We start from the raw sequence: 23,391 nt of genomic DNA, 5'->3' as shown, positions 1-23,391 counted from the left end.
GCGGGTCGCCGGGGTCTCACATCATGTCTTCGATGTCGGCGGCGATGGGGTCGGCGTCGGTGCCGATGACGACCTGGATGGCGGTGCCCATCTTGACGACGCCGTGGGCGCCGGCGGCCTTCAGGGCGGCTTCGTCGACCTTGCTGGGGTCGATGACCTCGGTGCGCAGGCGGGTGATGCAGCCCTCGACCTCTTCGATGTTGTCGAGCCCGCCGAGCCCGGCGACGATCTTCTCAGCCTTGGTGGCCATGTGGTTCTCCCTGACTTTTCTCTCGGCCCGCCATGGGCCCGCTTTGTCACGGTAGCCCACGGTTGGCCCATCTTCACGAGCGGTCATGTGGCCCGTGACGAATGATGACGATCACGGCGTCATGCCTTCACGGGCCGGTGCCGGCCGACCCGTCCCGCAACTGGTCTACACCAGTTTCCCACGACCGCCAAACGTACCGCCACAGTGGCTTGTTCCGGGAGGACGCCTATGAGCGCCGACAGCGCGGCCGTCTACAGGCCCAGCCCGTGGAACAACCTCTTCCAGGGTCTGCAGAAGATGGGTCGCAGCCTCCAACTCCCCATCGCCGTACTGCCGGCGGCAGGCATCCTGAACCGGCTCGGCCAGCCGGACGTCTTCGGTGACGACGGTCTGGGGTGGACCGATGTCTCCAAGGTGATGGTCGGTGCCGGTGGCGCTCTGCTCGACGGCGCGCTCGGTCTTCCGCTGCTGTTCTGCATCGGTGTGGCGATCGGCATGGCCAAGAAGGCGGACGGTTCGACGGCGCTCGCGGCGGTCGTCGGCTTCCTCGTCTACTTCAACGTGCTGCGTCAGTTCCCCGAGGCCTGCCCGGCCGGTTCCCAGGCGGTCGCCACCGGGTGCCAGGTGACGGTGGACCACACGGTGGCGGCGTACACCTATCAGAATCCGGGCGTCTTCGGCGGCATCGTCATGGGCCTGCTCGCCTCGTTCTTCTGGCAGCGCTTCCACCGCACCAAGCTGGTCGACTGGCTGGGCTTCTTCAACGGCCGCCGGCTCGTCCCGATCATCATGGCGTTCGTCGCCATCGCCGTCGCGGCGATCTGTCTGTGGATCTGGCCGCCGATCGGTGACGCCCTGGAGAGCTTCAGCGACTGGCTCGTGGGTCTGGACTGGCTCGGCTCCGGCATCTTCGGTGTCGCCAACCGCGCGCTGCTGGTGATCGGCCTTCACCAGTTCCTGAACGTGCCCATCTGGTTCCAGTTCGGCACGTACACGAAGCCGGACGGCACCGAGGTGCACGGTGACATTAACATGTTCCTGGCGGGCGACCCGAACGCGGGCCAGTTCACCTCGGGCTTCTTCCCCATCATGATGTTCGCGCTGCCGGCCGCGTGCCTGGCGATGACGCACTGCGCGCGCCCGGAGCGCCGCAAGGTGGTCGGTGGCCTGATGCTGTCGGTGGCCCTGACCTCGTTCGTCACCGGGATCACCGAGCCGATCGAGTACTCGTTCCTCTTCGTGGCGCCGGTGCTCTACGCGATCCACGCGGTCCTCACCGGTGTTTCGATGGCGGTGACGTGGGCGCTGGGTGTGCATGACGGCTTCAGTTTCTCGGCGGGTCTGATCGACTACGTCATCAACTGGAGTCTGGCGACGAAGCCCTGGCTGATCATCCCGATCGGGCTTGCCTTCGCGGTGGTCTACTACGCGATCTTCCGGTTCGCGATCACCAAGTTCGACCTGAAGACGCCGGGCCGCGAGCCCGAGGACCAGGTCGAGGACGTCACGAAGGCCTGATCGCCCGCCGCCCCTCGGCCCCACGCCCCAAGGCCCCCGGACCTCCTGGTCCGGGGGTTTTGTTTCGCGCTGTCGCATATGACTGAGCGCACAAGGATCCCGGGAAGGAGCGGGTTCCTTATACGACCTTCACCGTGCTACAACAGGTCTACACCACTGAGTGGTGTAGACCACGCGGCCGCAGAGCCGGGTTTCCGAGACGCCGCCGTCCCCACCTTGTCCCCCGGGCGGCGCCTTGCCTACTGGAGGAAGTTGTGACCACGGCCAGTGCCGCCCCCGCGGCCGCCAAGAAGAAGGGCGCGGGCGCGATGGCTGTCATGCAGCGCATCGGCCGCAGCCTCATGCTGCCGGTCGCGGTGCTGCCCGCCGCCGCGCTCCTGGTCCGGTTCGGGCAGCCCGACATGCTCGGCAAGGACTCGTTCCCCACCTTCATCACCAAGCTGGCGTCGTACATGTCGGCCGGCGGCGGCGCGCTGCTCGACAACATGCCGCTGCTGTTCTGCGTCGGCATCGCCATCGGCTTCGCCAAGAAGTCCGACGGCTCCACCGCGCTCGCGGCCGTCACCGGCTACCTCGTGTTCCAGAAGGTGCTCGCCACCTTCACGGACAGCAACCTGCCGAAGGTCGCCGCCGTGGCCGACGGCAAGATCGTCATGAACGAGGCGCCGGTCAACGCCGGTGTGCTCGGCGGTGTGGTCATGGGCGTCGTCGTGGCCCTGCTCTACCAGAAGTTCTACCGGACCAAGCTGCCCGACTGGGCGGGCTTCTTCGGCGGCCGCCGCCTCGTCCCGATCCTCTCCGCCTTCGCGGGCCTGGTCATCGGCATCGTCTTCGGCCTCATCTGGCCCGTGCTCGGCGCCGGTCTGCACAACTTCGGTGAGTGGCTGGTCGGCTCGGGCGCGGTCGGCGCCGGCATCTTCGGTGTCGCCAACCGCGCGCTGATCCCGATCGGCATGCACCACCTCCTCAACTCGTTCCCGTGGTTCCAGGCCGGTACGTACGAGGGCAAGAGCGGCGACATCGCGCGCTTCCTCCAGGGCGACCCGAGCGCCGGACAGTTCATGACCGGCTTCTTCCCGATCATGATGTTCGCCCTCCCGGCGGCCTGCCTCGCGATCGTCCACTGCGCCCGCCCCGAGCGCCGCAAGGTCGTCGGCGGCATGATGTTCTCGCTCGCCGCCACCGCGTTCGTCACCGGTGTGACCGAGCCGATCGAGTTCACGTTCATGTTCATCGCCCCGGCCCTGTACGCGATCCACGCGGTGCTCACCGGTGTCTCGATGGCACTGACCTGGGGTCTCGGCATGAAGGACGGCTTCGGCTTCTCCGCCGGCGCGGTCGACTACTTCCTCAACCTCGGCATCGCGACCAACCCGTTGGGTCTCGCGCTGGTCGGCCTCTGCTTCGCGGTGGTCTACTACGTGATCTTCCGGTTCGCGATCACCAAGTTCAACATTCCTACGCCGGGCCGTGAGTCCGACGAGGAACTGGCCGAGATCCTCAAGGCCGAGAGCAAGTAGGCCCCGGCCCCCGCACCACGGCGAAGGCCCCCGGAACCGCATCGGTTCCGGGGGCCTTCGTCATGCCGGGCTCAGATCTCGTACACCCGCCCGGGCGCGGCCAGTTCGGCCGGACCGTCGTACGCGGCGCGGGCGTCCGCGAGGTTGGCCTGGGGGTCCGTCCACGGCGGGATGTGCGTGAGGACGAGGCGGCGGGCACCGGCACGGGTCGCGGACTCGCCCGCCTCGCGGCCGTTGAGGTGGAGGTCGGGGATGTTCTCCTTGCCGTGCGTGAACGCCGCCTCGCACAGGAACAGGTCGCTGTCCGCGGCGAGTTCCTCGAGCGCGACGCACGCGCCCGTGTCGCCGGAGTACGTGAGCGACCTGCCGTCGTGCTCGACGCGGATGCCGTACGCCTCGACGGGGTGGCACACCTTCTCCGTGCGCACGGTGAACGGGCCGATCTCGTGCCAGCCCGGCTTCACGGTGTGGAAGTCGAAGACCTCACTCATCGAGGAGGCGGAGGGCGTGTCCGCGTACGCCGTGGTCAGGCGCTGTTCCGTGCCCTCGGGTCCGTAGACCGGTATCGGGGCGCAGCGGCCGCCGTCGTGACGGTAGTAGCGCGCCACGAAGTAGCCGCACATGTCGATGCAGTGGTCGGCGTGCAGATGGCTGAGGAAGATCGCGTCGAGGTCGTAGAGACCGCAGTGGCGCTGCAGCTCGCCCAGGGCGCCGTTGCCCATGTCGAGTAGCAGCCGGAAGCCGTCGGCCTCGACGAGGTAGCTCGAGCAGGCCGAATCCGCGGACGGGAACGACCCCGAGCAGCCGACGACGGTGAGCTTCATAAGAGCTGGAACCTCCGCGCTGGCAGTCAGAGAGCGGGATGTGGGCGGGATGGGAGCAGAAGGAAAAGGGGTCGAGCGGTCCGTCGAGCGTAAGGCGCAAAAGGGCCGGTCGCTCCTCCGTCGTGGGCCGTTGTGGGAGAACTCACCTGTGCTGTCACCGGTTCGGGGGGCGTGCGTCGGGTGCGGCGTCGCGCGGGTGCCACCGGTACCGTCGTCCGTATGGACACGTCATGGTGGCTCGCGCTCGCCGCGGTGCTGCTGCTCGCGCTCGTCGCGGCGCTCGTCGACGGGTGGGGGCGCGGGCACCGTCGTCGGCCCGGCGGCCGGACCCGCCCGCCGCGGGGGCCGCGCGCTCGCGGCGAGCGGCCGCAGCCGGGCGAGATCTGGTGGGCGCAGGTGCCGTACGAGGACGGGCCGGGCGGCAAGGACAGGCCGTGCCTCGTGCTGGCCGTGCACCGGCGGCGGGTACGCGTCGCGAAGATCACCAGCAAGTACCACGACGAGCGGGCCGGGGTGATCGCGCTGCCGCCCGGGTCGGTCGGGGACGCGCAGGGCAGACCGAGCTTCCTGGAGACGGACGAGCTGCGTGAGGTTCCCGTGGGGGACTTCCGGCGCAGGGCCGGGGTGCTGGATCCGGTGGTGTGGGACCAGGTCCGGTATCTGGCGAGGTGACGGCGGCCGGGTCACCTGAGAGCCGGCTTACGCGAGAGCGGGCTGTCGTGAGAGCCGACTGACGTTAAAGCCAGCTGTCGCGAGAGCGGGGGCCGGGCCGCATTGCTGCCGGCCCGGCCCCCGCTCTCGCGATGCGTGCTTACGCCCAGAGCTGGCCGTGCAGCGTCTCGATCGCTTCTTCCGTCGTCGCGGCCGTGTAGACGCCGGTCGACAGGTACTTCCAGCCGCCGTCGGCGACCACGAAGACGATGTCGGCGGACTCACCGGCCGCGACCGCCTTGCGGCCGACGCCGATCGCCGCGTGCAGGGCCGCTCCGGTGGAGACGCCCGCGAAGATGCCCTCCTGCTGGAGGAGTTCACGGGTGCGGGTCACCGCGTCCGCGGAGCCCACCGAGAAGCGGGTGGTCAGGACGGAGGCGTCGTACAGCTCGGGTACGAAACCCTCGTCGAGGTTGCGCAGGCCGTAGACCAGGTCGTCGTAGCGCGGCTCCGCGGCGACGATCTTGACGTCCGGCTTCTGTTCGCGCAGGTAGCGGCCGACGCCCATGAGGGTGCCCGTCGTGCCGAGGCCCGCCACGAAGTGCGTGACGGAGGGCAGGTCGGCGAGGATCTCGGGGCCGGTCGTCGCGTAGTGGGCGCCCGCGTTGTCCGGGTTGCCGTACTGATAGAGCATCACCCAGTCCGGGTGCTGCGCGCTCAGTTCCTTGGCCATGCGCACGGCCGTGTTGGAGCCGCCCGCCGCGGGCGAGGGGATGATCTCGGCACCCCACATGGCGAGCAGGTCCCTGCGCTCCTGCGAGGTGTTCTCCGGCATGACGCACACCATGCGGTAGCCCTTGAGGCGGGCCGCCATGGCAAGGGAGATGCCGGTGTTGCCCGAGGTCGGCTCGAGGATGGTGCAGCCGGGGGTGAGCCGGCCGTCCTTCTCGGCCTGCTCGATCATGTGGAGCGCGGGGCGGTCCTTGACCGAGCCGGTCGGGTTGCGGTCCTCGAGCTTCGCCCAGATCCGTACGTCCTCGGACGGCGAGAGCCGCGGCAGCCGCACCAGGGGCGTGTTGCCGACCGCGGCGAGCGGGGAGTCGTACCGCATCCCGATCAGGCCATGCCGCCGGCCACGGCCGGCAGGATCGTGACGTTGTCGCCGTCGGCGAGCTTGGTGGTGATGCCGTCCAGGAAGCGGACGTCCTCGTCGTTCAGGTAGACGTTCACGAAGCGGCGCAGCTGCTCGCCGTCCACGATGCGCGCCTGGATGCCCGTGTGGCGGGTCTCGAGGTCGGCGAAGAGCTCGGCGAGCGTGTCCCCGCTGCCCTCGACGGACTTCTGGCCGTCGGTGTAGGTGCGGAGGATGGTCGGGATGCGGACCTCGATGGCCATGGCTGGACTCCAGTAACAGGGGAGGGTACGGAAGGGCTTTGGCGTGCGCTGAACAGCGGTGCCCACGACACGTCGGGCCGGCGGACGGAGTCCGCCGCGGCGGTCCCGGAGCCTGCGAAGCAGTGCGGGGGGACGCGTCAGGGGTTGGGACAGATGGCGCTGGCGAGGCGGCACAGGTCGACGTGAAGGCGCGCCACGAGCAGCATGCCCGGCGTCTTGTCGCTCACGTCGTGAAGAACCATGGGGTCATCGTATCGATTCCCGCCCGGGATCCCGGAGTGTGATCTCACCATGTGGTCGATATCCGTCCGATGGCTGGGACGTGGCTGGGCGCGGCTGGGGCGGTACGGGACCGGGGAGGCCGGGTTACGGGGTGACCTCGACCTCTTCCTCGGTCACGACGCCTTCGACGATCCGGAACGAACGGAACTGGAAGGGTCCCGCGTCGTCGGTGTCCGCGGTGGAGACGAGGACGTAGTGGGCGCCCGGCTCGTTCGCGTACGTGATGTCGGTGCGGGAGGGGTGGGCCTCGGTCGCGGTGTGCGAGTGGTAGATGATCACGGGCTCCTCGTCCCGGTCGTCCATCTCGCGGTACAGCTTCAGCAGGTCGCCCGAGTCGAACTCATAGAACGTGGGCGAGCGGGCGGCGTTGAGCATCGGGATGAAGCGCTCGGGCCGGCCGGTGCCCGCCGGTCCGGCGACGACGCCGCACGCCTCGTCGGGGTGGTCGGCGCGCGCGTGGGCGACGATCTGGTCGTGGAGGGCCTGCGTCAGGGTCAGCATGGGGCTCAGGATAAGCATCCGGGCCCTGCCGTACCGGAGTGCGGTACGACAGGGCCCGGATGCTGAGACGCGGGGGATCACCCCGGTCTGCTGGACTACTTGAACTGCTGGACTGCCGGCCTGCTGGACTACTTGGCCTGCTCGGACTTCTCCGGCTGATTGCGCTTCGCGAACGCCGCGCTCTGCGGGTTGCGGCTGCGCAGGACGACGTACGAGATGCCGAGGATGACGGCCCACAGCGGAGCGCAGTAGAGCGAGACGCGGGCGTCCTTGTCGATGCCCATCAGCACGATCACCATGCCGATGAAGCCGAGCGCCAGGATGCTGGGGACGATGCCGCCGGGAGCCTTGAAGGAGGACTGGGGCAGCTCGCCGCGGTCGGCCTTGATGCGGTAGCGGATCTGGCAGATCAGGATGACGATCCAGGCCCACATGCCGGAGATGGTGGCGAAGGAGACGACGTAGTTGAACGCCTCGCCGGGCCACTGGTAGTTGATCCAGACGCCGACCAGCATCATCGCGGCGGAGACCGTCGTGCCGATGAGGGGCGTGCCGGACTTGGTCAGCTTGGTGAAGAACTTCGGGCCCTGGCCGTTGAGCGCGAGGTCGCGCAGCATGCGGCCGGTGGAGTACATGCCGGAGTTGCAGGACGACAGCGCCGCGGTCAGGACGACGAAGTTGACGATGGCGGCACCGACGCCGAGGCCCATCTTCTCGAAGGCGGCGACGAACGGGGAGACGCCCGGCTGGAAGTTCGTCCACGGCACGACCGAGAGGATCATGATCAGCGCGCCGACGTAGAAGACGGCGATGCGCCACGGCACGGTGTTGATGGCCTTGGGCAGGACGGTCTTCGGGTCCTTGGACTCGCCCGCGGTGACGCCGACGAGCTCGACGGCGAGGAAGGCGAACATGACCATCTGGAGGGTCATGAGGGTGGAGCCGATGCCGTTCGGGAAGAAGCCGCCGTCGGACCACAGGTGCGTGACGGAGGCGGTGTCGCCCGCGTCGGAGAAGCCGACGGTGAGGATGCCGGCGCAGATGAGGATCATGCCGACGATCGCGGTGACCTTCACCATCGAGAACCAGAACTCCAGCTCACCGAAGAGCTTCACGGAGATCAGGTTCACGGCGTAGAGGATGAGGGTGAAGACGAGCGCGGTGAGCCACTGCGGAACGCTGTCGTGGGTCCAGTACTTCATGTACTGGGCGGCCGCGGTGACCTCGGTGATGCCGGTGACGACCCAGAAGAGCCAGTACGTCCAGCCGGTCACGAAGCCCGCGAAGGGGCCGATGAACTCACGCGCGTACTCCGAGAAGGAGCCCGAGACGGGGCGGTACATGAGGAGCTCGCCGAGCGCCCGCATGATGAAGAAGATGACGAGGCCCGCGATGGCGTACGCGAGGATCAGGCTGGGGCCCGCCTTCGAGATGCCCTTGCCCGCGCCGAGGAAGAGGCCGGTCCCGATGGCGCCGCCGATGGCGATCATCTGGATCTGCCGGGCGCCGAGACCGCGCTGGTAACCCTCGCCCTCACCGGACTCGCCGGGGGCCTGCACGGCCTCATTGCCGTCGTGTTGTTTGCCGACCTGCACTGAGGTCATGGTGTTGCGCCTTTCTCCATGCCGATCCGTGCCGCTGCGGCTCGGATCGACTGTGACGATCCTTGGGGGTACTGGTCCCCTGGATGGATGGAGCTGTGCCTACCGGCGGTCTGCCGGTCGGGGCGCACCCGACGGGACAGGGGTGGCGTCCGTCGGGCGGTCGTGAAGATTTATCACGGCGGCAACACTGATCGAGAAAGCCACGTGTGGCACACACCACTGGAAAAACCGGACAAAAAGCCCCTCGTATGGCATACGCGACCGCTCAAGTGACAGGATCGTTATCCGGAATTGAGCAACCGCTGAGCGAACGCGCTTACATGCGGACTCTCAGCGTCCGGTCGACATGTCCTGACAGATCAGGTCATCAGGGTTTCGACCAGAGTCTCCTGGAGTCCGCCGAGCCATAGATACGCCATCACCATCGGCTTGCGCGGGTCCTCGTCCGGGAGCCGGTAGAGGAAGTCCGCGTCCTCTTCGTCGGTGATGTCGAGGCGGGTGCCGATCGCGAGACGCAGATCGTTGAGCGCGCGCATCCAGCGCACGGACTCCTCGGGCGAGAGCTTGAGGACCGCTCCCCCTTCGCCGGAGGACGTCAGCGCGTCGAGCGAGCGGATCACGGCGAGCGCGTCCTCGCGCTTGCCGGCCCGCAGGTCGTTCTCGGTGAAGCGCCTGAACTCGGCGGAGTGCGCACGCTGTTCGTCCGCCTTGTCCGCCGTCGCCTCCTCGCCGCCCGGGCCGCCGTAGGCGTCGGGGAAGAGGCGCTGGAGGACCGGGTCGGACGGCGGCTCGCTCGGGCCCTCCGCGAAGAGTTCGGCGAGCGGGTCGTCGGACGCGTCCCCGCCGGGCCCCGGGCCGATCAGCTCCAGGAGCTGGACCGCCAGGGAGCGGATGATCGAGATCTCGACCTCGTCGAGCGCGACGGCAGCCCCGCCGCCGGGAATCGGTTCGAAGTGTCCTGGCATCAGGTGCGTCGCTACTCCGTCGCTGCTTGCGTGCGCTGCTTGCGTGCGCTACTTGCGGTCCTGCTGAAGGGTGGCCCACAGACCGTAGCCGTGCATGGCCTGAACGTCGCGTTCCATCTCCTCGCGGGACCCGCTGGAGACGACCGCGCGACCCTTCTGGTGCACGTCGAGCATCAGTTTGGTGGCCTTGTCCTTCGAATAACCGAAGTACGTCTGGAAGACATACGTCACGTAACTCATCAGGTTGACCGGGTCGTTGTGCACGAGCGTGATCCAGGGAACGTCCGGCTCGGGTACGGCGAAGGTCTCCTCCGCCGACTCGGTGCGTTCGATCTCTAGGGGTGCAGGAGCCGTCACACAGCCCATGCTGCCACTAGGGGGCGGCGACCGCACAAATCGACCACGGAAATCGTCACACTGACGCTAATTGGGGGTAGCATCCCGGATATGAACACAGCGGACCTTGGCCTGCCGGTGGACGTTCCGTCGACAGCGCTCTTCACCGATCACTACGAGCTCACGATGCTCCAGGCCGCGCTCAAGGCGGGCACGGCCGACCGGCGCTCGGTCTTCGAGGTCTTCACACGCAGGCTGCCCGAGGGCCGCCGCTACGGCGTCGTGGCAGGCACGGGCCGGGTGCTGGACGCCGTCGAGAACTTCCGGTTCAACGCCGGCGAACTGGGCTTCCTGCGCGAGCGCGGCATCATCGACGAGCCGACCCTCGAATGGCTGGCCGCCTACCGCTTCAGCGGCGACATCTGGGGCTACCCCGAGGGCGAGGTGTACTTCCCCGGCTCCCCCCTGCTGCGGGTCGAGGGCTCCTTCGCGGAGTGCGTCCTGCTGGAGACGGTGATCCTCTCCATCCTCAACCACGACTCGGCGATCGCCGCCGCCGCCTCCCGCATGGCCTCCGCCGCGGGCGGCCGGCCGCTGATCGAGATGGGCGCGCGCCGCACCCACGAGCTGGCCGCCGTCGCCGCGTCCCGCGCCGCGTACGTGGGCGGCTTCGCCACCACCTCGGACCTCGCGGCCGGGTTCCGGTACGGGATCCCGACCGTCGGCACGTCCGCGCACGCCTTCACGCTGCTGCACGACACGGAGCGCGACGCGTTCCGCGCCCAGGTCGACTCCCTCGGCGAGGGCACGACCCTGCTCGTGGACACGTACGACGTCACGGAGGCCGTGCGCCTCGCCGTGGAGATCGCCGGGCCCGGGCTCGGCGCCGTACGCATCGACTCCGGCGACCTGCTGCTCGTCGCGCACCGTGTGCGCGGGCAGCTCGACGAACTCGGCGCCACCGAGACGAAGATCGTCGTCACCTCGGACCTCGACGAGTACGCCATCGCCTCGCTCGCGGCCGCGCCCGTGGACGCGTACGGCGTGGGAACGCAGCTGGTCACCGGCTCGGGGCAGCCGACGTGCTCCATGGTCTACAAGCTCGTCGCGCGCGCCGAGTCCACCGACCCGCAGGCGCCGCTGCTGCCCGTGGCAAAGAAGTCCATGGGCGCGAAGACGTCCGTGGGCGGGCGCAAGTGGGCCGCACGGCGGCGCGACGATCAGGGGACCGCCGAGGCCGAGGTGATCGGCACGGGTCCCGTCCCGGACGAGCTCGTCGACCGGCAGCTCCTGGTCGAGCTGGTCAAGGGCGGCACCGTCGTCGCGCGCGAGCCGCTGGACGCGGTACGCGAGCGGCACATCGAGGCGCTCGACGGGCTGCCGCTCTCGGCGACGCAGCTCTCGCGCGGGGAAGCCGTGATCCCTACGGAGTATCTGCTGGACGCGCCCGCTTGACACTCAAACGCCCCCTCCCGCAACGCACTTCGAGTCTCTACGCTCGAAGTCTCCCAGCCGAAGGACACCCGCCATGCGCCGCGCCTTGATCGTCGTAGATGTGCAGAACGACTTCTGTGCGGGCGGCAGCCTCGCGGTAGCGGGCGGGGCCGACGTGGCCGCGGCCGTCACCGACCTGATCGGGCAGGCGCCCGCGGGGTACCGGCACGTCGTGGCCACCCGCGATCACCACATCGCGCCCGGTGACCACTTCTCCGATTCCCCGGACTACGTCCACTCCTGGCCCGCGCACTGCGTGGCGGGCACGGAGGGGGTCGGGTTCCACCCGAACTTCGCGCCGGCCGTGGCGTCGGGGGCGATCGACGCGGTGTTCGACAAGGGGGCGTACGCGGCCGCCTACAGCGGCTTCGAGGGGCGCGACGAGAACGGGGCCTCCTTGGCGGACTGGCTCCGGGCTCGGGGGATCACCGAGGTGGATGTGGTCGGGCTCGCCACGGATCACTGCGTTCGCGCCACCGCGCTGGATGCGGTGCGGGAGGGGTTCCGGGCTCAGGTGCTGCTCGATCTGACGGCCGGCGTGGCCGCGGGGACCACCGCGGCGGCGCTCGAGGAGATGCGGGGCGCCGGGGTCGAGCTCAGCGGCAAGCCTGTCGTCTGAGCTTTCCCTCCCCCGGCCCGCCCCTTCCCGGCCGTATCAATGTGCGGCTCCGCCGCGTGGGGCTCTGCTCCGGACCCCGCTCCTCACACGCGGGAGGGGCTGGGCGCCGGGGTGGAGGCCGAGCTGGAGTAGCCGGCCCGGCCGGGCTGCCTCGGTCTCAGGAGGGCTCTGATCGGGTGCCACAGTTCGCCCGCCGTGCAGTGGGGGGCGGCTCTCCACAGGAGGCCGTCGGGGTGGTGCAGGACCGCCGTGATCTCGTCCGGTGTGGGGGGCTCCGCGTTGCCCCTCAGGTAGATCGCCCGCAGGCCGAGGTTGCGCAGCCGGGTCAGGGCGCGGGCGCGGTTCGCCGCGTGCACCAGGACCCGTACCGCACCGTCGTCCGGCGACGGGCTGGGCACGGTCAGCGCCACCACCACGGTGCCGTTCGGCAGCTTGCAGAACCCTCCTGCGGACATGACTGTCACACCCCCGTGAGACGTAGTGTCAATAAGAAACCCACAGGACGCACCTAAACACGATCGGCCGCCGCCCGCTAGAGGGCGACGGCCGATCACGCTCTGACCTGCGGCGATGTGGACTACTTCGCCGAGGGGCCCACCTTCACCGTGATCGACGAGCCGTCGAGCGGCTGCCCGACGATCGAGATCCGGGTGTTGGTGTCAGTTGTCTGGACACTGCCGGTGGCGTTCTCCTTGTACCAGTACGTGCCCTTGTGGTCGTCGAAGACCGGGACGCCCAGCTGTGCCGGGATCTTGGTCTCGACGCCGAGCTTGTGCAGCGAGAAGCCCGGGTTCGGGAACCAGCTGAACGCGGCGTCGTACGGCTGGATCTTGTTGGTGATGTATTTGCCGTCGGCCCACTTGAGCGGCTTGGCGTGGGCGTCGACCGGCAGGATCAGGCCCTTGCCGGGGTGCTGGCCGACGTTGTTGTTGCGCTGCGAGGTGTCCCACTGCCAGATCATCAGGCCGGGACGGTACGAGTAGTGCTCGACCCAGTCGTTCTTCGCACCGCCGTCGCGCCAACCGAAGTTGTACGGGCCGACCTTGAGGGTCTTGTCGTAGGAGACGTACTGGCGGTTCTCCGCGAGGTAGAACTGCGGGAAGTCGCCCGTCACGGAGGCGCCGACGCGCGAGAAGCCGCGCGCGGTCCAGCCGTTGTCGTCGCCCTCGGCGTTGTCGGTGAACAGCGCCTGGCCGTCCGCCTTGACGGTGAGGTTGTCGGCGGTGAAGCCCATGCCGCCGGCGCCGCCGTCCGTCTTGTAGCGGAAGCGGACACTGATCTTCTGGCCCGCGTAGGCGTCCAGCGGGAACACCAGGTGCTGGAACTTGCCGGAGACGCCGGTCAGGGCCGGCTTGTCGCCGCCGTCACGCGGGATGGTGACGCCGTCGGCGGTGCCGTCGATCGTCTTCCAGCTGGCGCCGTCGTCCGTGGACACCTGCGTGTACAGGTAGTCGTAGTCCTTCTCGATGTCGTACCAGCCGTCGAGTTCGAGGGCCGCCTTCGACCTGCCGGTCAGATCGACCGGGCGCGTGAGGGTGTTGGAGAGGTCGTCACCGTAGTCCGACCACCACTGCTTCGCGCCCTCGGTGGGCTTCACGATGTCGGTGGTGACGTTCTTCTTCTCGGGCAGCTCGACGACGAGGGCCTGCTTGCGCTTGGTGTTGTACTCCGAAACACCCAGCGTGTGCGTCGACTTGGTCGCCGCCTTGGCCTTGTCGTAGTTGAGCCAGCCGAGCTGCAGCTTGTCCCAGGCGGTCATGTCGCCCGGCATGTCGCCGATGGCGTCCTTGCCGGTGCCGAGCCAGGAGCCGGCCGACATCAGGGACCAGAAGCCGACCGAGTTCTCGCCGCTGTACGTGGTGTCGTACAGGTCGGGCAGGCCGAGGTCATGGCCGTACTCGTGGGCGAAGACGCCGAGGCCGCCGTTCTCCGGCTGCATCGTGTAGTCGCCGACCCAGATGCCGGTGTCGCCGACCGGGGTGCCGCCCGCCTTGAAGCCCGTCGGACCGGTGTCGCCGTCGTCGCGGCCGTAGGCGTAACCGCGGTGCGCCCACAGGGAGTCGCCGCCCTGCGCGCCGCCGCCGGCCGACCCGTCCTCGCCCGCGTGGACGATCTGGAAGTGGTCGATGTAGCCGTCGGGCTCGTTGAAGTTGCCGTCGTTGTCGTGGTCGGTACGGTCCCACTGGTCGTACTGGGACAGGTCCGCCTTGATGTCGGCGTCGGACTTGCCGGCCGCCTTCTGCTGCTCGACCCACGCGTTCACGCCGTCGCGGACCAGGTCCTCGACGTTCGGGCAGTTGTCGGCGCCGCAGTAGTTGGAGCCGTAACGGGCCTCGTTGTAGGGGACCTTGACCCAGTCCGAGACCTCGCCGTCGACCGAGTAGCGGCCCGACGACGTCTTCTCGTAGTAGGTCTTCAGCGAGTCGACTCCCTTGCCCGTACCGAAGTACAGGTCCTGGAAGTGCTTGCTGCTGTAGTCCTTCTGCCAGGCCGTGCTGTTGTTCGTGGCACGGTCCGGCTCCGCTATGCGGTTGTGCAGCGGGCCCGGCGTGCCCCCGTACTTGGGCTTCAGGTCAGGCGTGTCGTCGTCGGCACGGTCGACCAGCGTCGTGTTGTCGACCTTGTCGCCGAACTCCGTCAGGATCGTGAAGATCTTGTCGGTCCGCTCCCGGCCCAGCTCGACGTACTTGTTCTTGCCGAGCTGCACGACCTGCGAGCCGTCGCGCTTGACGACCTTCGACTTCCCGGAGAGCACCTGCTCCAGCGCGGTCTTGCGCTGCTGCTCCATCTGCCGGCTGAAGGGGCCGCCGATGACGTGCCCCTTGCCCCCGTACGTCTTGCCGTGCGACGTGGAGCTTCCCACGGCCGGGGTGTCGGCCTGGGCGCCCGTCGCGAGGACCGATCCGGCAGCCGCGGTCGCGGTCAGCGTCACGAGCACGGCGGCGGATCTCAACGCCCGTCTCTTGGTGGTCACTTGATGGTTCCCCTCCTCCGTGGCCTGTCGGCCACGTATCACAAGTGACGCTATTTGACCGGAGGTGAAGGAGAAATAACAGACCTTGACTGGGACAACTGAAGTGCACTATGCAGTGGCGCGGCGCCGATATCCGGACGCGGCCTTTCCCTCAACGGGCGCGCCGAACCGTCCACTTCGTGGACTCGGTGACTCCGTGCGCCCCCCGTGCAACCGCGTCGTGGGTTAGGTCACGCTTACTGCCCGTTCTCCTCGGGCATGCGTCGGATTAGAGTCATTTGACGGCACGCCAAGGCCAAGTCGACCCGGCTCCGCACCCCTTACATATGCAGCTGCCAATGGCTCCTGCTATACGCCAGTGAAGCAAGCATCCGCTGTCCCGAGGACGGATAACGCCATGCCGCGTCCGACTGCCGCACAGCTCGCCTACGGTTCCGCGACCGTGATCTTCTCGACACTCGCCATGCTGCTGTTGTCGCAGACGAGTTCGGGCCTCGGCGTCGCGGTCATCGCCCTGGCCGCACTCGGCCTCGGTCTCCTCGTGGCGCTGACGGTCCCCCTGCCGAAGTCACGGCCCGCCGCCGCGCCGGCATCCGAGACCCCCGACTCCGGGGCCGTCACGGAGGAGCGGTTGCCGGTCCAGCGGGCCGTCGTGCCCGCGGCCGCCCCGCAGGCAGCCCCCGAGTCCGTGTACGAGGTCGCGCCGTCCGGCACACGCGGACCGGCGGGCCCGTGATGATCCACGAACCCGCCGCAAACGCCGCCCCTCGTCCGCTCAGCCGGTGCTGACCACCACCGTCTTCGCGGCCTTGTCGTGCAGGCCCTGCTTGTAGGGCTTGTCGAAGAAGCTCCAGCCGCCGCAGAACGCGGTCCAGATGCAGGCGCAGCAGAACACCGCCGGCAGCCACAGGACCGCGGCGCGCACCAGGTTGGTCTGGACGCTGGGCGTGGCCCCGTCGTTGAGGTTCGCCACGCGCAGCTTGAGCAGCCGCTTGCCCAGGGTCTGGCCGGTCCTCGCGGTCATGAACGTGTCGTACCCGATGTAGAGGATCGCGGCGAGGACGGACTGGCCGAACTGCTTGCCGTACTCGATCTTGTCGGGGTTCGTCTGGTACTCGGCGATCCCGAACGCCCAGGACAGCAGCCCCACGACGATGCTGACCAGGATGATGTCGATGATCCGCGCGAGCACGCGCTTGCCGCTGTCCGCCAGGGGCGGCATCCCGGCCAGCGGGTCACCCCCGTAAGGGGCACCGGTGTAGGGATCTTCCCCGTAGGGGCCACCTCCATAGGGGCCTCCACCGCCGCCGGGCGGGGGTGGCGGAGGAGGAGTGCCGCCGGGCGGAGGCGGTGGGGTGCCGCCGGGCGGGGGCGGCGCGGAGTCGTACGGGTTCCCCGAACCCGGGGGGTTCTGCGGAGTCCCGTACGGGTCCTGTCGGCCGCCGTCCGGTGAGCCACCGCTGCCCTGGGAGGGCGGCGGCTTTCGGAACGGGTCGTCTTCCGGGGGCTGGCCTGAGCCGGGGGGCGGCGGTTCGGTGCTCATGGCCCGAGTCGACCGCGAACCCCCCGATTCCGCATCCGGCGAGCCGCCGTCCGGGGTACGACGGCTCGCCCGTGCGGTGGCCGGGCTGGGCGGCGGGGGTCAGCCCGCGACGAACGTACGGGCCGCCTTGTCGTGCCAGCACTGGCGCCACGGCCGGTCGAACAGGCACCACAGCACGCCGACGACGCCGATGGCCAGCAGGCCCGTCACGCAGTACACCAGCCACCGCCGAAGCGCCGCGCCGAACGTGGGCGCCTCGTGCTCCTCGATGTCCCGCACCTGGAGCCCGCACACCTTCTTGCCGAGGGTGCGGCCCCACTTGGCGGTCGGCAGGGCCTCGTAGAGGACACCGCCGACAAGGAGAACGGCGAGGACGATGCCCAGGTAAGTGCCGGTCGTGCCGTCCAGCAGCCAGACCGTGGCCTGGCGGCCCGACGCCTTCGCCGCGTCGATCTTCCCGTCGATGTGGTCGACGGCCTTGGTCCCGAGCGGGACGGCCGCCACCGCGGTGACCGCACCGAGCACCACCGTGTCGATGAGCCGGGCCGCGAGACGCCTGCCCGGCCCGGCGGGCCGCGCCGACGCCTGCGCCTGGGCTGCCGCCAGGAACGGGTCGTTGGCCACGGGCTTCCACGGCGTGACGGGGCCTCCCGGCTCCGCGGGTTCGCCCGCGGCGGGCTGAGCGGACTGGCCGAGCTGCCCGGACTGACCGGGCTGGGCGAGCTGGTGCACTTGCTGCGCCCAGGACGGCGAGCCGCCGCCGGGGCCGGAGGTCATGGGGGCGGCGGAGGGGCCGGCGGCCTGTGGCGGGACCGCGCCCGGGCGATTGGCCCGGGGCGCTTGGGGCTGGAGCGGAGCGGACTGTGGGGCCGGCGCCTGGTGGGCCGGAGGTTGCTGAGCCGGCCCCTGCGGGGCGAAGCCCTGATGGGGCTGAGGCTGGGAGCCGGCCTGTTGGGGCGCGGGCTGTTGGGGCGCGGGCTGTTGGGGCGCGGGCTGCTGGGGCGCGGGCTGCTGGGCCTGGTGGCCCTCGACCTGCTGACCCTGGTGGCCCTGCGCGTGCAGGCCGGCCGCCTCCTGGGATGCCGGCCCCTGACCCTGCGCCGGTCCCTGCGTCGCGGGCCCTTGCGGCGCGGGCAGTTGCCGGCCCGGCACCTGCCGAGCAGACAGCGCTCGCATCGTCATCGTGCCCTCGGGGCGGTTCACGGGCGCCGAGGTGCGGCGGAACGTGACGGTCCCCTCCGTGGGCGGCGTCGGGGGCTCCGGCTGTGCGGGGCGGTCCGTGAGCGCGCCGTCCGTGCGCTCCTCCTGCTGCGGAGCAGGTACGCGCGGGTCGGCGCCCCAGGACACACGGCGGTCCTGCTCGCCGCCGAAGCCGGTCTGGCGGGACGCGTCCGCCTGCCAGGCCGTGGCGGGTTCGGGTGCGGCCGGCTCGTCCGAGTACCGCTCCGGCTCCTCGTCGAGGAAGACCGGGCCGGTCTCCTCGACGGGCAGAGGCGCAGGAGACGGAGAGGGCGAGGGGGCGGGGGCGGGCTCTGGGGTGGGGGCCGGGGTCACCCCGGCGGGGGCGGCGAGGGGTTCGCCGTCGGACGGGGCCGGGCGGCTCGTGCCGGGCACCCACGCGGCACCGTTCCAGTACCGGACATATCCGGGAATGGACGGGTCGGGGTAGTACCCGTCGCGGGGCCTGTCGTCGCCGGGGGCCGGAGTTGGGGCGCTCATGTCCGTCGTCCCGTATCTGCTCGGGGGTTTTGTTGGGGGTCCACATCTATCAGACCACCGCCCGCCACCGGGCGGGTCCGCCCGTAAGGACCACTTTCCGGGGACGCCGGAAAAACTTTCCGGAACTCGCGTAATGCTCCGCGCCCTTCGCCCTCTCTCCTTGCACGGGCCCGCTCTCGCGGGCCCCCGCACGACCCGTACGAGGAGAGGAAACGCACGACATGCACACCGTGGTGGAACGTGAACTCGAGCTGAGGCTCGTCCTGTCGCCCGAGCGCAGCATCCCCGTCCCTGCCCGCCTCACCTACCGGACCGACGACCCGTACGCCGTCCACATCGCCTTTCACATCGGCTCCGAGAGCCCGGTCAACTGGACGTTCGCGCGCGAGCTGCTGGTGGAGGGGGTGTTCCGGCCGTGCGGGCACGGCGACGTGCGCGTGTGGCCGACGAAGGTCGACCGCCGCAGCGTCGTCCTCATGGCGCTGAGTTCACCGGACGGCGACGCGCTCCTGGAAGCGCCCGCCGCCGCCGTGTCCGCCTGGCTGGAGCGGACGCTGCGGGTGGTCCCTCCGGGCTCTGAGTCCGAGCGGCTCGGCATCGACGACGGCCTCGCCGAGCTGCTCGCCCCCACCCCGGGCCGCGTCGACGAGCTGTGGCTGCGCGACCCGTGGCCCTCGGACGAGTCCCAGGACGGTGAGTGAGCGCGCGTCCCACGGGGGTGGATGCGAGCAGAAGAACGAACCGGGAGCGGCGGGCGTCAGAAGAGCTTGCCCGGGTTGAGCAGACCGAGCGGGTCGAAGGCCGCCTTGACGGCGCGCTGCATCTCGATGCCGACCGGGCCGAGCTCGCGCGCCAGCCACTCCTTCTTGAGGACGCCGACGCCGTGCTCGCCGGTGATGGTCCCGCCGAGTTCGAGACCCAGCGCCATGATCTCGTCGAAGGACTCGCGGGCCCGCCGGCCCTCGTCGGCGTCCTGGGCGTCGAAGCAGACGGTGGGGTGCGTGTTGCCGTCGCCCGCGTGGCAGCAGACGCCGATCGTCAGGTCGTACTTCTCGGCGATGCGCTCGACACCGTCGAGCATCTCGGCGAGCTTCGAGCGCGGCACGCACACGTCGTCGATCATCGTCGTGCCCTTGACGGCTTCGAGCGCGGTGAGTGAGAGGCGCCGGGCCTGGAGGAGCAGTTCGGACTCGGCGGCGTCCTCGGCGGGGACGACCTGGGTCGCGCCCGCGGCCTCGCACAGGGCACCGACGGCGGCGAGGTCGGCGGCCGGGTCGAGGGTGTCGAAGGCCGCGAGGAGCAGCGCCTCGGTGGTCTCGGGCAGCCCCATGTTCGCCATCGCGTTGACGGCCTTCACGGTCGTACGGTCCATGAGTTCGAGCAGTGACGGGACGTGACCGCCCTCCATGATCTTGCAGACCGCGTCGCAGGCGGCGTCCGTGGAGGCGAATTCGGCGGCCAGGACCAGCTGCTGCGGCGGCTCGGGCCTGAGCGCGAGCGTGGCCCGTACGACGATGCCGAGGCTGCCCTCGGAGCCGACGAACAGACGTGTGAGGTCGTAGCCCGCGACGCCCTTGGCGGTGCGGCGCCCCGTGGACAGGAGCCGGCCGTCGGCGAGGACGACGTCGAGCCCGAGGACGTACTCCGCCGTCACCCCGTACTTCACACAGCACAGGCCGCCCGATGCCGTGCCGATGTTCCCGCCGATGGTGCACATTTCCCAACTGGACGGGTCCGGCGGGTAGTAGAGGCCCTTTTCGTTGACGGCCCGGGAGAGCTTGGCGTTGATGACGCCCGGCTCGACGACCGCGATCCTGTCGACGGTGTTGATCTCCAGGATGCGGTCCATCTTGACCAGGGACAGCACGATGCAGCCCTCGGACGCGTTGGCCGCGCCGGACAGGCCCGTGCGGGCGCCCTGCGGGACGACCGGGACGCGCAGCTCGGTCGCCGTGCGCATCACGTGCTGGACCTGCTCGACGGTGCGGGGCAGCACCACGACGGCGGGCGCGCCCGCGTCGCAGAAGCTGGCCATGTCGTTGGCGTACGAGGCCGTGACGTCGGGGTCGGTGAGGACCGCCCCGGCCGGGAGGCCTTCCTGAAGTCGTTCGGTGAGTGTGCGGCTCATGATCACAGCGTCGCACTCGGGGCCATCGGTGTGAACCCGTCTGAGACGCCCTTCACGTGCCGGGATGTTGCCGTGATGTGCTCTTCGTATTGACGCACAGTGTGCGCCATGAAGACCGAGGAGATCGAGGAGACCGAAGCGGAGCGGCCGGCCACGGCCACTGGTCCCGAGCCGGGACGCCGGCTCTCCCCGCTGATGAGACGCGTGGTGATCGGCGCGGTCGCGGGGTCCGTGGTGGTCGGAGGCATCCTGCTGATGCCGATGCCCTCCTCACCGGAGCGCGGGACGCCGCCCGCGCCGGGGTCCGCCGCGCGGGCGATGGACGCGGCGGCCGCGGGTGCCACCGCGTCGCTGCCCGACCTGACGGCGCTCATCGGGGAGCGCGAGTCGTATCTGCGGGCCCATCCGCGTGACGACCGGTCGTGGGCGGTGCTCGGGGCCGCCTACGTGGAGCGGGGGCTGCGGACGGCCGACTCGGCGTACTACCCGAAGGCGGAGCGCGCCCTGCGGACCTCGCTGAAGACGCGGCCCGCCGGGAACGTGGACGCCCTGAACGGGCTCGCCGCGCTCGCCGGCGCGCGGCACGACTACCGCGCCGCGAAGAAGTGGGGCGAGGCGTCTGCGAAGCTGGCGCCGAAGCGGTGGACGACGTATCCGCTGCTCATCGACGCCTACGGGCACCTCGGGGACTACAAGGCCGTGGGCCGGGCCCTGGAGAAGCTGACGCAGCTGCACTCGGGCGCGGCCGTGATGGCACGCAAGGGGCAGGTCTACCGGGACCGCGGCTGGCGTGACGACGCGCTCGCGTCGCTGACCGACGCGGCGGCGCTCGCCTCGACGCCGTCCGAGCGGGCCTCGTATCTGAACCGGCTGGGCGAGCTGACGTGGGAGCGGGGCAAGCCCGCGGAGGCGCTGAGCTACTTCACCCAGGCCCTCGCGGCCGACCCCGACCAGGACGCGGCGCTCGCCGGGAAGGGCCGCGCCCTGACGTCGCTGGGCCGTACGACGGAGGCGCTCCAGGCGTACCGGCAGGTGCTCGCCCAGCGACCGCGGCCCGAGTACGCCCTGGAGCTGGGCGAGTTGTACGAGTCGATCGGGTTCGGCGACGCGGCGAAGGAGCAGTACGACCTGCTGCGGAAGCGGGTGGAGGCGGACGGGGCGAACGGGGTCGACGACTCGCTCCTCCTCGGCCGGTTCGAGGCGGACCACGCAGACCCGCGGGCGGCCGTGACCCGACTGCGGGCCGAGTGGGAGCGGGCGCCGAGCGTGCAGGCCGCGGACGCGCTGGGCTGGGCGCTGCACAAGGCGGGCGACGACAAGCAGGCGCTGAAGTACGTGCAGCGCGCGACGGACCCGGAACACGGGGGCACCGTACGCAGTGCGCTGATCGCCTACCACCGGGGGGAAGTGGAGAGGGAGCTGAAGCTGGACGGGCCCGCCCGCCGGTACATCGACGAGGCCCTGCGCATCAACCCGTCCTTCTCGCCGCTCCTGGCCCCGCTCGCGAAGAAGGCACGGGCCGCGCTGGGCGCCCCGGCGGCCGACTGGCCCGAGAAGGCACGGGAGACGAAGCCGGACACGGCACCGTCGTCGGCGCCCCACGCGGCGCCCCGGAGCCCGGCCCCCGCGCGCTCCGCACCCCGGCGCCCGCCGGGCGAAAGCCCCGCGGCCCGCCCGGCCGCCCCCGTCACGCCACCCAGGTCCGCGGCCCCGCCGGCCAAGCCTCCGGCAGCCCCGGCCGAGCCGTCGTCCCGGCAGACTCCTCAGGCGCCCAAGCCCCCGGGCGCGTAAGCCCCACGACCGGGGACCTTCGGCCCCGTAGCGCTCCCGGTCAGATCACACCCGTCCCGAACCCCTGCAACCCGGGGCCCCGCCCCCCTGAAGCGCACCCGGCTAAATCACACCCGTCCCGATGAGACCGTTCCGCGTGATCAGGGCCGCCAGTTCCGCCTCGCCGAGGCGGTCCGTTCCCGCGGGGCGCCTGGGCAGGACCATGTACCGCGTCTCCGCGCTGGAGTCCCAGACCGTGATGTCCACGGACTCCGGCAGGGTCACGCCGAACTCGGCGAGGACGCCGCGCGGGTCCCGCACGACGCGGGAGCGGTACGCCTCGCTCTTGTACCAGCCGGGCGAGGGCCCGAGCAGGCGCAGGGGGTAGCAGGAGCACAGCGTGCAGACGATGACGTTGTGCGTGTCGGCGGTGTTCTCGACGACGCGCAGCCGCTGCTTCTGAACTCCCCCGGCAGAGAAGCCCAGTTCACCCACCGCCGAGGTGCCGTCGGCGAGGAGGCGCTCCCGGTAGGTCGGATCCGTCCACGCGCGGGCCACGACCTTCGCGCCGTTCACGGGCGAGGCGCCCGACAGGAACCCGTCGATGACCTCGTCGACGGTGTCGCCCCCGACGATGCCCTGTTCCTCCAACAGGCTCTCCAGGCGGCGTACCTGACGGGAGATCACCGCGTCCTCGTGCGTACCGGACATCACTCGGCCTCCCTCAGATAGCTCTCCGACAGGTCGAGTACGACATGGTGGTCGCCCTCACCCCACAGCTCGCGTGCCGCGAACCGGACCGCGTAGATCATCTCGACGGGGGCGTCGTCCCGGCCCTGCGCGCGCACGTCGGCGAGCGGCGCCCGCCCCTCCGGCTCGACCACGACGCCGAGCTTGCCGCGGGCGTACCGCGGCAGGCGCGTGTGGTGCGGCGGGTCGTGCGGGTACGTGCGGACGCGGGCGCCTGCGGCGAACCGGTCAGTCATCGCGCAGCGCCCCTTCCTCGATGACGCCCTTGCGTTCGAGGAGCGTGCGGATCGCATGGAACCAGCGCTCGTAGTACGAGGCCGCGAGGTACTCGCCCGGCGGCATCGTCTCGATGGCGTCCCTGAACTCGTCGAGGTTGAAGACCCCCTTGACGAGGAGCGCGCGCTGGAGGGCGAAGACGCGCGCCTCCCAGTCCGCGTGAAAGGGTTCGGCGTCGTCGGTGGTGTCGATGGCGCCGAACCCTGTCATGCCGCCCACGTCGTTGATCCTGGCCATGAGGCCAGCCTAGGGCGTGTGCCTACGGAGTGCCC

The 23,391-nt window shown here is 70.1% G+C and carries 25 protein-coding genes; 8 read left to right on the top strand and 17 right to left on the bottom strand.

The features are described 5' to 3' along the window. Nucleotides 1-16: 16 nt before the first annotated feature. Nucleotides 17-337, bottom strand: coding sequence for a PTS sugar transporter subunit IIB (locus tag ACZ67T_RS24930; protein ID WP_356289155.1), 321 nt, complete (start codon nucleotides 335-337; stop codon nucleotides 17-19). Between the two features lie 141 nt (nucleotides 338-478). On the opposite strand from ACZ67T_RS24930, the gene ACZ67T_RS24925 reads away from it, so the two are divergent. Both ACZ67T_RS24925 and ACZ67T_RS24920 read left to right on the top strand, forming a co-directional pair. After that, a complete protein-coding gene (locus tag ACZ67T_RS24925; RefSeq protein WP_469986983.1) occupies nucleotides 479-1,768 on the top strand; it encodes a PTS transporter subunit EIIC in 1,290 nt (429 codons plus the stop codon). A 254-nt stretch (nucleotides 1,769-2,022) separates the two neighbouring features. Then, nucleotides 2,023-3,288 (top strand): PTS transporter subunit EIIC, encoded by a 1,266-nt coding sequence (locus ACZ67T_RS24920; RefSeq protein ID WP_469986982.1) that lies wholly within the window; start codon nucleotides 2,023-2,025, stop codon nucleotides 3,286-3,288. A 71-nt stretch (nucleotides 3,289-3,359) separates the two neighbouring features. On the opposite strand, the gene ACZ67T_RS24915 is transcribed toward ACZ67T_RS24920, so the two are convergent. Then, nucleotides 3,360-4,112 (bottom strand): MBL fold metallo-hydrolase, encoded by a 753-nt coding sequence (locus ACZ67T_RS24915; RefSeq protein ID WP_469986981.1) that lies wholly within the window; start codon nucleotides 4,110-4,112, stop codon nucleotides 3,360-3,362. A gap of 219 nt (nucleotides 4,113-4,331) precedes the next feature. Here ACZ67T_RS24915 and ACZ67T_RS24910 point away from each other — a divergent pair, with 219 nt between their 5' ends. Beyond that, nucleotides 4,332-4,784 carry a type II toxin-antitoxin system PemK/MazF family toxin gene (locus ACZ67T_RS24910; RefSeq protein ID WP_469986979.1) on the top strand — a complete coding sequence of 151 codons (453 nt, stop codon included), beginning with the start codon at nucleotides 4,332-4,334 and terminating at the stop codon, nucleotides 4,782-4,784. Nucleotides 4,785-4,923: 139 nt separating this feature from the next. Here the strand turns inward: ACZ67T_RS24910 and ACZ67T_RS24905 are convergent, their stop codons facing one another. The 7 genes from ACZ67T_RS24905 to clpS all read right to left on the bottom strand — a co-directional run bounded on the left by ACZ67T_RS24905 (nucleotide 4,924) and on the right by clpS (nucleotide 9,876). After that, complete coding sequence (locus ACZ67T_RS24905; RefSeq protein ID WP_361404253.1) at nucleotides 4,924-5,874, bottom strand: PLP-dependent cysteine synthase family protein; 951 nt, start codon at nucleotides 5,872-5,874, stop codon at nucleotides 4,924-4,926. Nucleotides 5,875-5,879: 5 nt separating this feature from the next. Further along, nucleotides 5,880-6,158 carry a MoaD/ThiS family protein gene (locus ACZ67T_RS24900; protein ID WP_116512756.1) on the bottom strand — a complete coding sequence of 93 codons (279 nt, stop codon included), beginning with the start codon at nucleotides 6,156-6,158 and terminating at the stop codon, nucleotides 5,880-5,882. A gap of 137 nt (nucleotides 6,159-6,295) precedes the next feature. Beyond that, entirely contained in the window at nucleotides 6,296-6,400 is a 105-nt protein-coding gene (locus tag ACZ67T_RS24895) for a putative leader peptide (RefSeq protein ID WP_324903250.1), read from the bottom strand. A gap of 124 nt (nucleotides 6,401-6,524) precedes the next feature. Beyond that, nucleotides 6,525-6,941: a M67 family metallopeptidase gene (locus ACZ67T_RS24890; protein WP_469986977.1), complete on the bottom strand. Its 417-nt coding sequence runs from the start codon at nucleotides 6,939-6,941 to the stop codon at nucleotides 6,525-6,527. A 128-nt stretch (nucleotides 6,942-7,069) separates the two neighbouring features. Further along, a complete protein-coding gene (locus ACZ67T_RS24885) occupies nucleotides 7,070-8,545 on the bottom strand; it encodes an amino acid permease (protein ID WP_469986975.1) in 1,476 nt (491 codons plus the stop codon). A 359-nt stretch (nucleotides 8,546-8,904) separates the two neighbouring features. Further along, nucleotides 8,905-9,510 carry a DUF2017 domain-containing protein gene (locus tag ACZ67T_RS24880; RefSeq protein WP_469986973.1) on the bottom strand — a complete coding sequence of 202 codons (606 nt, stop codon included), beginning with the start codon at nucleotides 9,508-9,510 and terminating at the stop codon, nucleotides 8,905-8,907. A 48-nt stretch (nucleotides 9,511-9,558) separates the two neighbouring features. Continuing rightward, on the bottom strand, nucleotides 9,559-9,876 hold the full coding sequence (gene clpS, locus ACZ67T_RS24875) for an ATP-dependent Clp protease adapter ClpS (RefSeq protein WP_100593970.1): 318 nt from the start codon (nucleotides 9,874-9,876) through the stop codon (nucleotides 9,559-9,561). 81 nt (nucleotides 9,877-9,957) lie between these two features. On the opposite strand from clpS, the gene ACZ67T_RS24870 reads away from it, so the two are divergent. Together ACZ67T_RS24870 and ACZ67T_RS24865 are read left to right on the top strand one after the other, a co-directional pair. Then, entirely contained in the window at nucleotides 9,958-11,301 is a 1,344-nt protein-coding gene (locus tag ACZ67T_RS24870) for a nicotinate phosphoribosyltransferase (protein ID WP_469986971.1), read from the top strand. Between the two features lie 73 nt (nucleotides 11,302-11,374). Beyond that, nucleotides 11,375-11,959 carry an isochorismatase family protein gene (locus ACZ67T_RS24865; RefSeq protein WP_469986970.1) on the top strand — a complete coding sequence of 195 codons (585 nt, stop codon included), beginning with the start codon at nucleotides 11,375-11,377 and terminating at the stop codon, nucleotides 11,957-11,959. An 83-nt stretch (nucleotides 11,960-12,042) separates the two neighbouring features. Here ACZ67T_RS24865 and ACZ67T_RS24860 read toward each other — a convergent pair whose 3' ends face one another. After that, the gene (locus ACZ67T_RS24860) at nucleotides 12,043-12,414 is read right to left on the bottom strand and encodes a hypothetical protein (protein WP_469986968.1); all 372 of its coding nucleotides are present in this window, start codon (nucleotides 12,412-12,414) and stop codon (nucleotides 12,043-12,045) included. Between the two features lie 122 nt (nucleotides 12,415-12,536). Next, nucleotides 12,537-14,933 carry an immune inhibitor A domain-containing protein gene (locus tag ACZ67T_RS24855; RefSeq protein ID WP_469986966.1) on the bottom strand — a complete coding sequence of 799 codons (2,397 nt, stop codon included), beginning with the start codon at nucleotides 14,931-14,933 and terminating at the stop codon, nucleotides 12,537-12,539. Between the two features lie 397 nt (nucleotides 14,934-15,330). Between ACZ67T_RS24855 and ACZ67T_RS24850 the strand changes: the two genes are divergently transcribed. After that, the gene (locus ACZ67T_RS24850) at nucleotides 15,331-15,669 is read left to right on the top strand and encodes a hypothetical protein (RefSeq protein WP_469986964.1); all 339 of its coding nucleotides are present in this window, start codon (nucleotides 15,331-15,333) and stop codon (nucleotides 15,667-15,669) included. A 39-nt stretch (nucleotides 15,670-15,708) separates the two neighbouring features. Here the strand turns inward: ACZ67T_RS24850 and ACZ67T_RS24845 are convergent, their stop codons facing one another. Both ACZ67T_RS24845 and ACZ67T_RS24840 read right to left on the bottom strand, forming a co-directional pair. After that, nucleotides 15,709-16,476 carry an RDD family protein gene (locus ACZ67T_RS24845; RefSeq protein WP_469986962.1) on the bottom strand — a complete coding sequence of 256 codons (768 nt, stop codon included), beginning with the start codon at nucleotides 16,474-16,476 and terminating at the stop codon, nucleotides 15,709-15,711. Nucleotides 16,477-16,575: 99 nt separating this feature from the next. Beyond that, nucleotides 16,576-18,195, bottom strand: coding sequence for an RDD family protein (locus ACZ67T_RS24840; protein ID WP_469986960.1), 1,620 nt, complete (start codon nucleotides 18,193-18,195; stop codon nucleotides 16,576-16,578). A gap of 221 nt (nucleotides 18,196-18,416) precedes the next feature. Here ACZ67T_RS24840 and ACZ67T_RS24835 point away from each other — a divergent pair, with 221 nt between their 5' ends. Next, nucleotides 18,417-18,896, top strand: coding sequence for an SsgA family sporulation/cell division regulator (locus ACZ67T_RS24835; RefSeq protein WP_469986959.1), 480 nt, complete (start codon nucleotides 18,417-18,419; stop codon nucleotides 18,894-18,896). A 56-nt stretch (nucleotides 18,897-18,952) separates the two neighbouring features. Here the strand turns inward: ACZ67T_RS24835 and ACZ67T_RS24830 are convergent, their stop codons facing one another. Beyond that, nucleotides 18,953-20,323: an FAD-binding oxidoreductase gene (locus ACZ67T_RS24830; RefSeq protein ID WP_469986957.1), complete on the bottom strand. Its 1,371-nt coding sequence runs from the start codon at nucleotides 20,321-20,323 to the stop codon at nucleotides 18,953-18,955. 108 nt (nucleotides 20,324-20,431) lie between these two features. On the opposite strand from ACZ67T_RS24830, the gene ACZ67T_RS24825 reads away from it, so the two are divergent. Beyond that, complete coding sequence (locus ACZ67T_RS24825; RefSeq protein WP_469986955.1) at nucleotides 20,432-22,114, top strand: tetratricopeptide repeat protein; 1,683 nt, start codon at nucleotides 20,432-20,434, stop codon at nucleotides 22,112-22,114. Nucleotides 22,115-22,216: 102 nt separating this feature from the next. Here the strand turns inward: ACZ67T_RS24825 and nthA are convergent, their stop codons facing one another. Genes nthA through ACZ67T_RS24810 form a run of 3 tightly spaced genes read right to left on the bottom strand, consistent with a single transcriptional unit; the run spans nucleotide 22,217 to nucleotide 23,356 of the window. Next, nucleotides 22,217-22,804: a nitrile hydratase subunit alpha gene (gene nthA / locus ACZ67T_RS24820; RefSeq protein ID WP_469986954.1), complete on the bottom strand. Its 588-nt coding sequence runs from the start codon at nucleotides 22,802-22,804 to the stop codon at nucleotides 22,217-22,219. After that, entirely contained in the window at nucleotides 22,804-23,079 is a 276-nt protein-coding gene (locus tag ACZ67T_RS24815; RefSeq protein ID WP_362906242.1) for an SH3-like domain-containing protein, read from the bottom strand. The genes nthA and ACZ67T_RS24815 overlap by 1 nt, the downstream gene beginning before the upstream one ends. Further along, nucleotides 23,072-23,356: an SH3-like domain-containing protein gene (locus ACZ67T_RS24810; protein WP_116512741.1), complete on the bottom strand. Its 285-nt coding sequence runs from the start codon at nucleotides 23,354-23,356 to the stop codon at nucleotides 23,072-23,074. Before ACZ67T_RS24810 ends, ACZ67T_RS24815 begins: the two co-directional genes overlap by 8 nt. Nucleotides 23,357-23,391: the final 35 nt, after the last annotated feature.

It is taken from the genome of Streptomyces sp. NPDC107517 (assembly GCF_055582645.1).
This window is presented reverse-complemented; position numbering and strand designations above follow the sequence as displayed.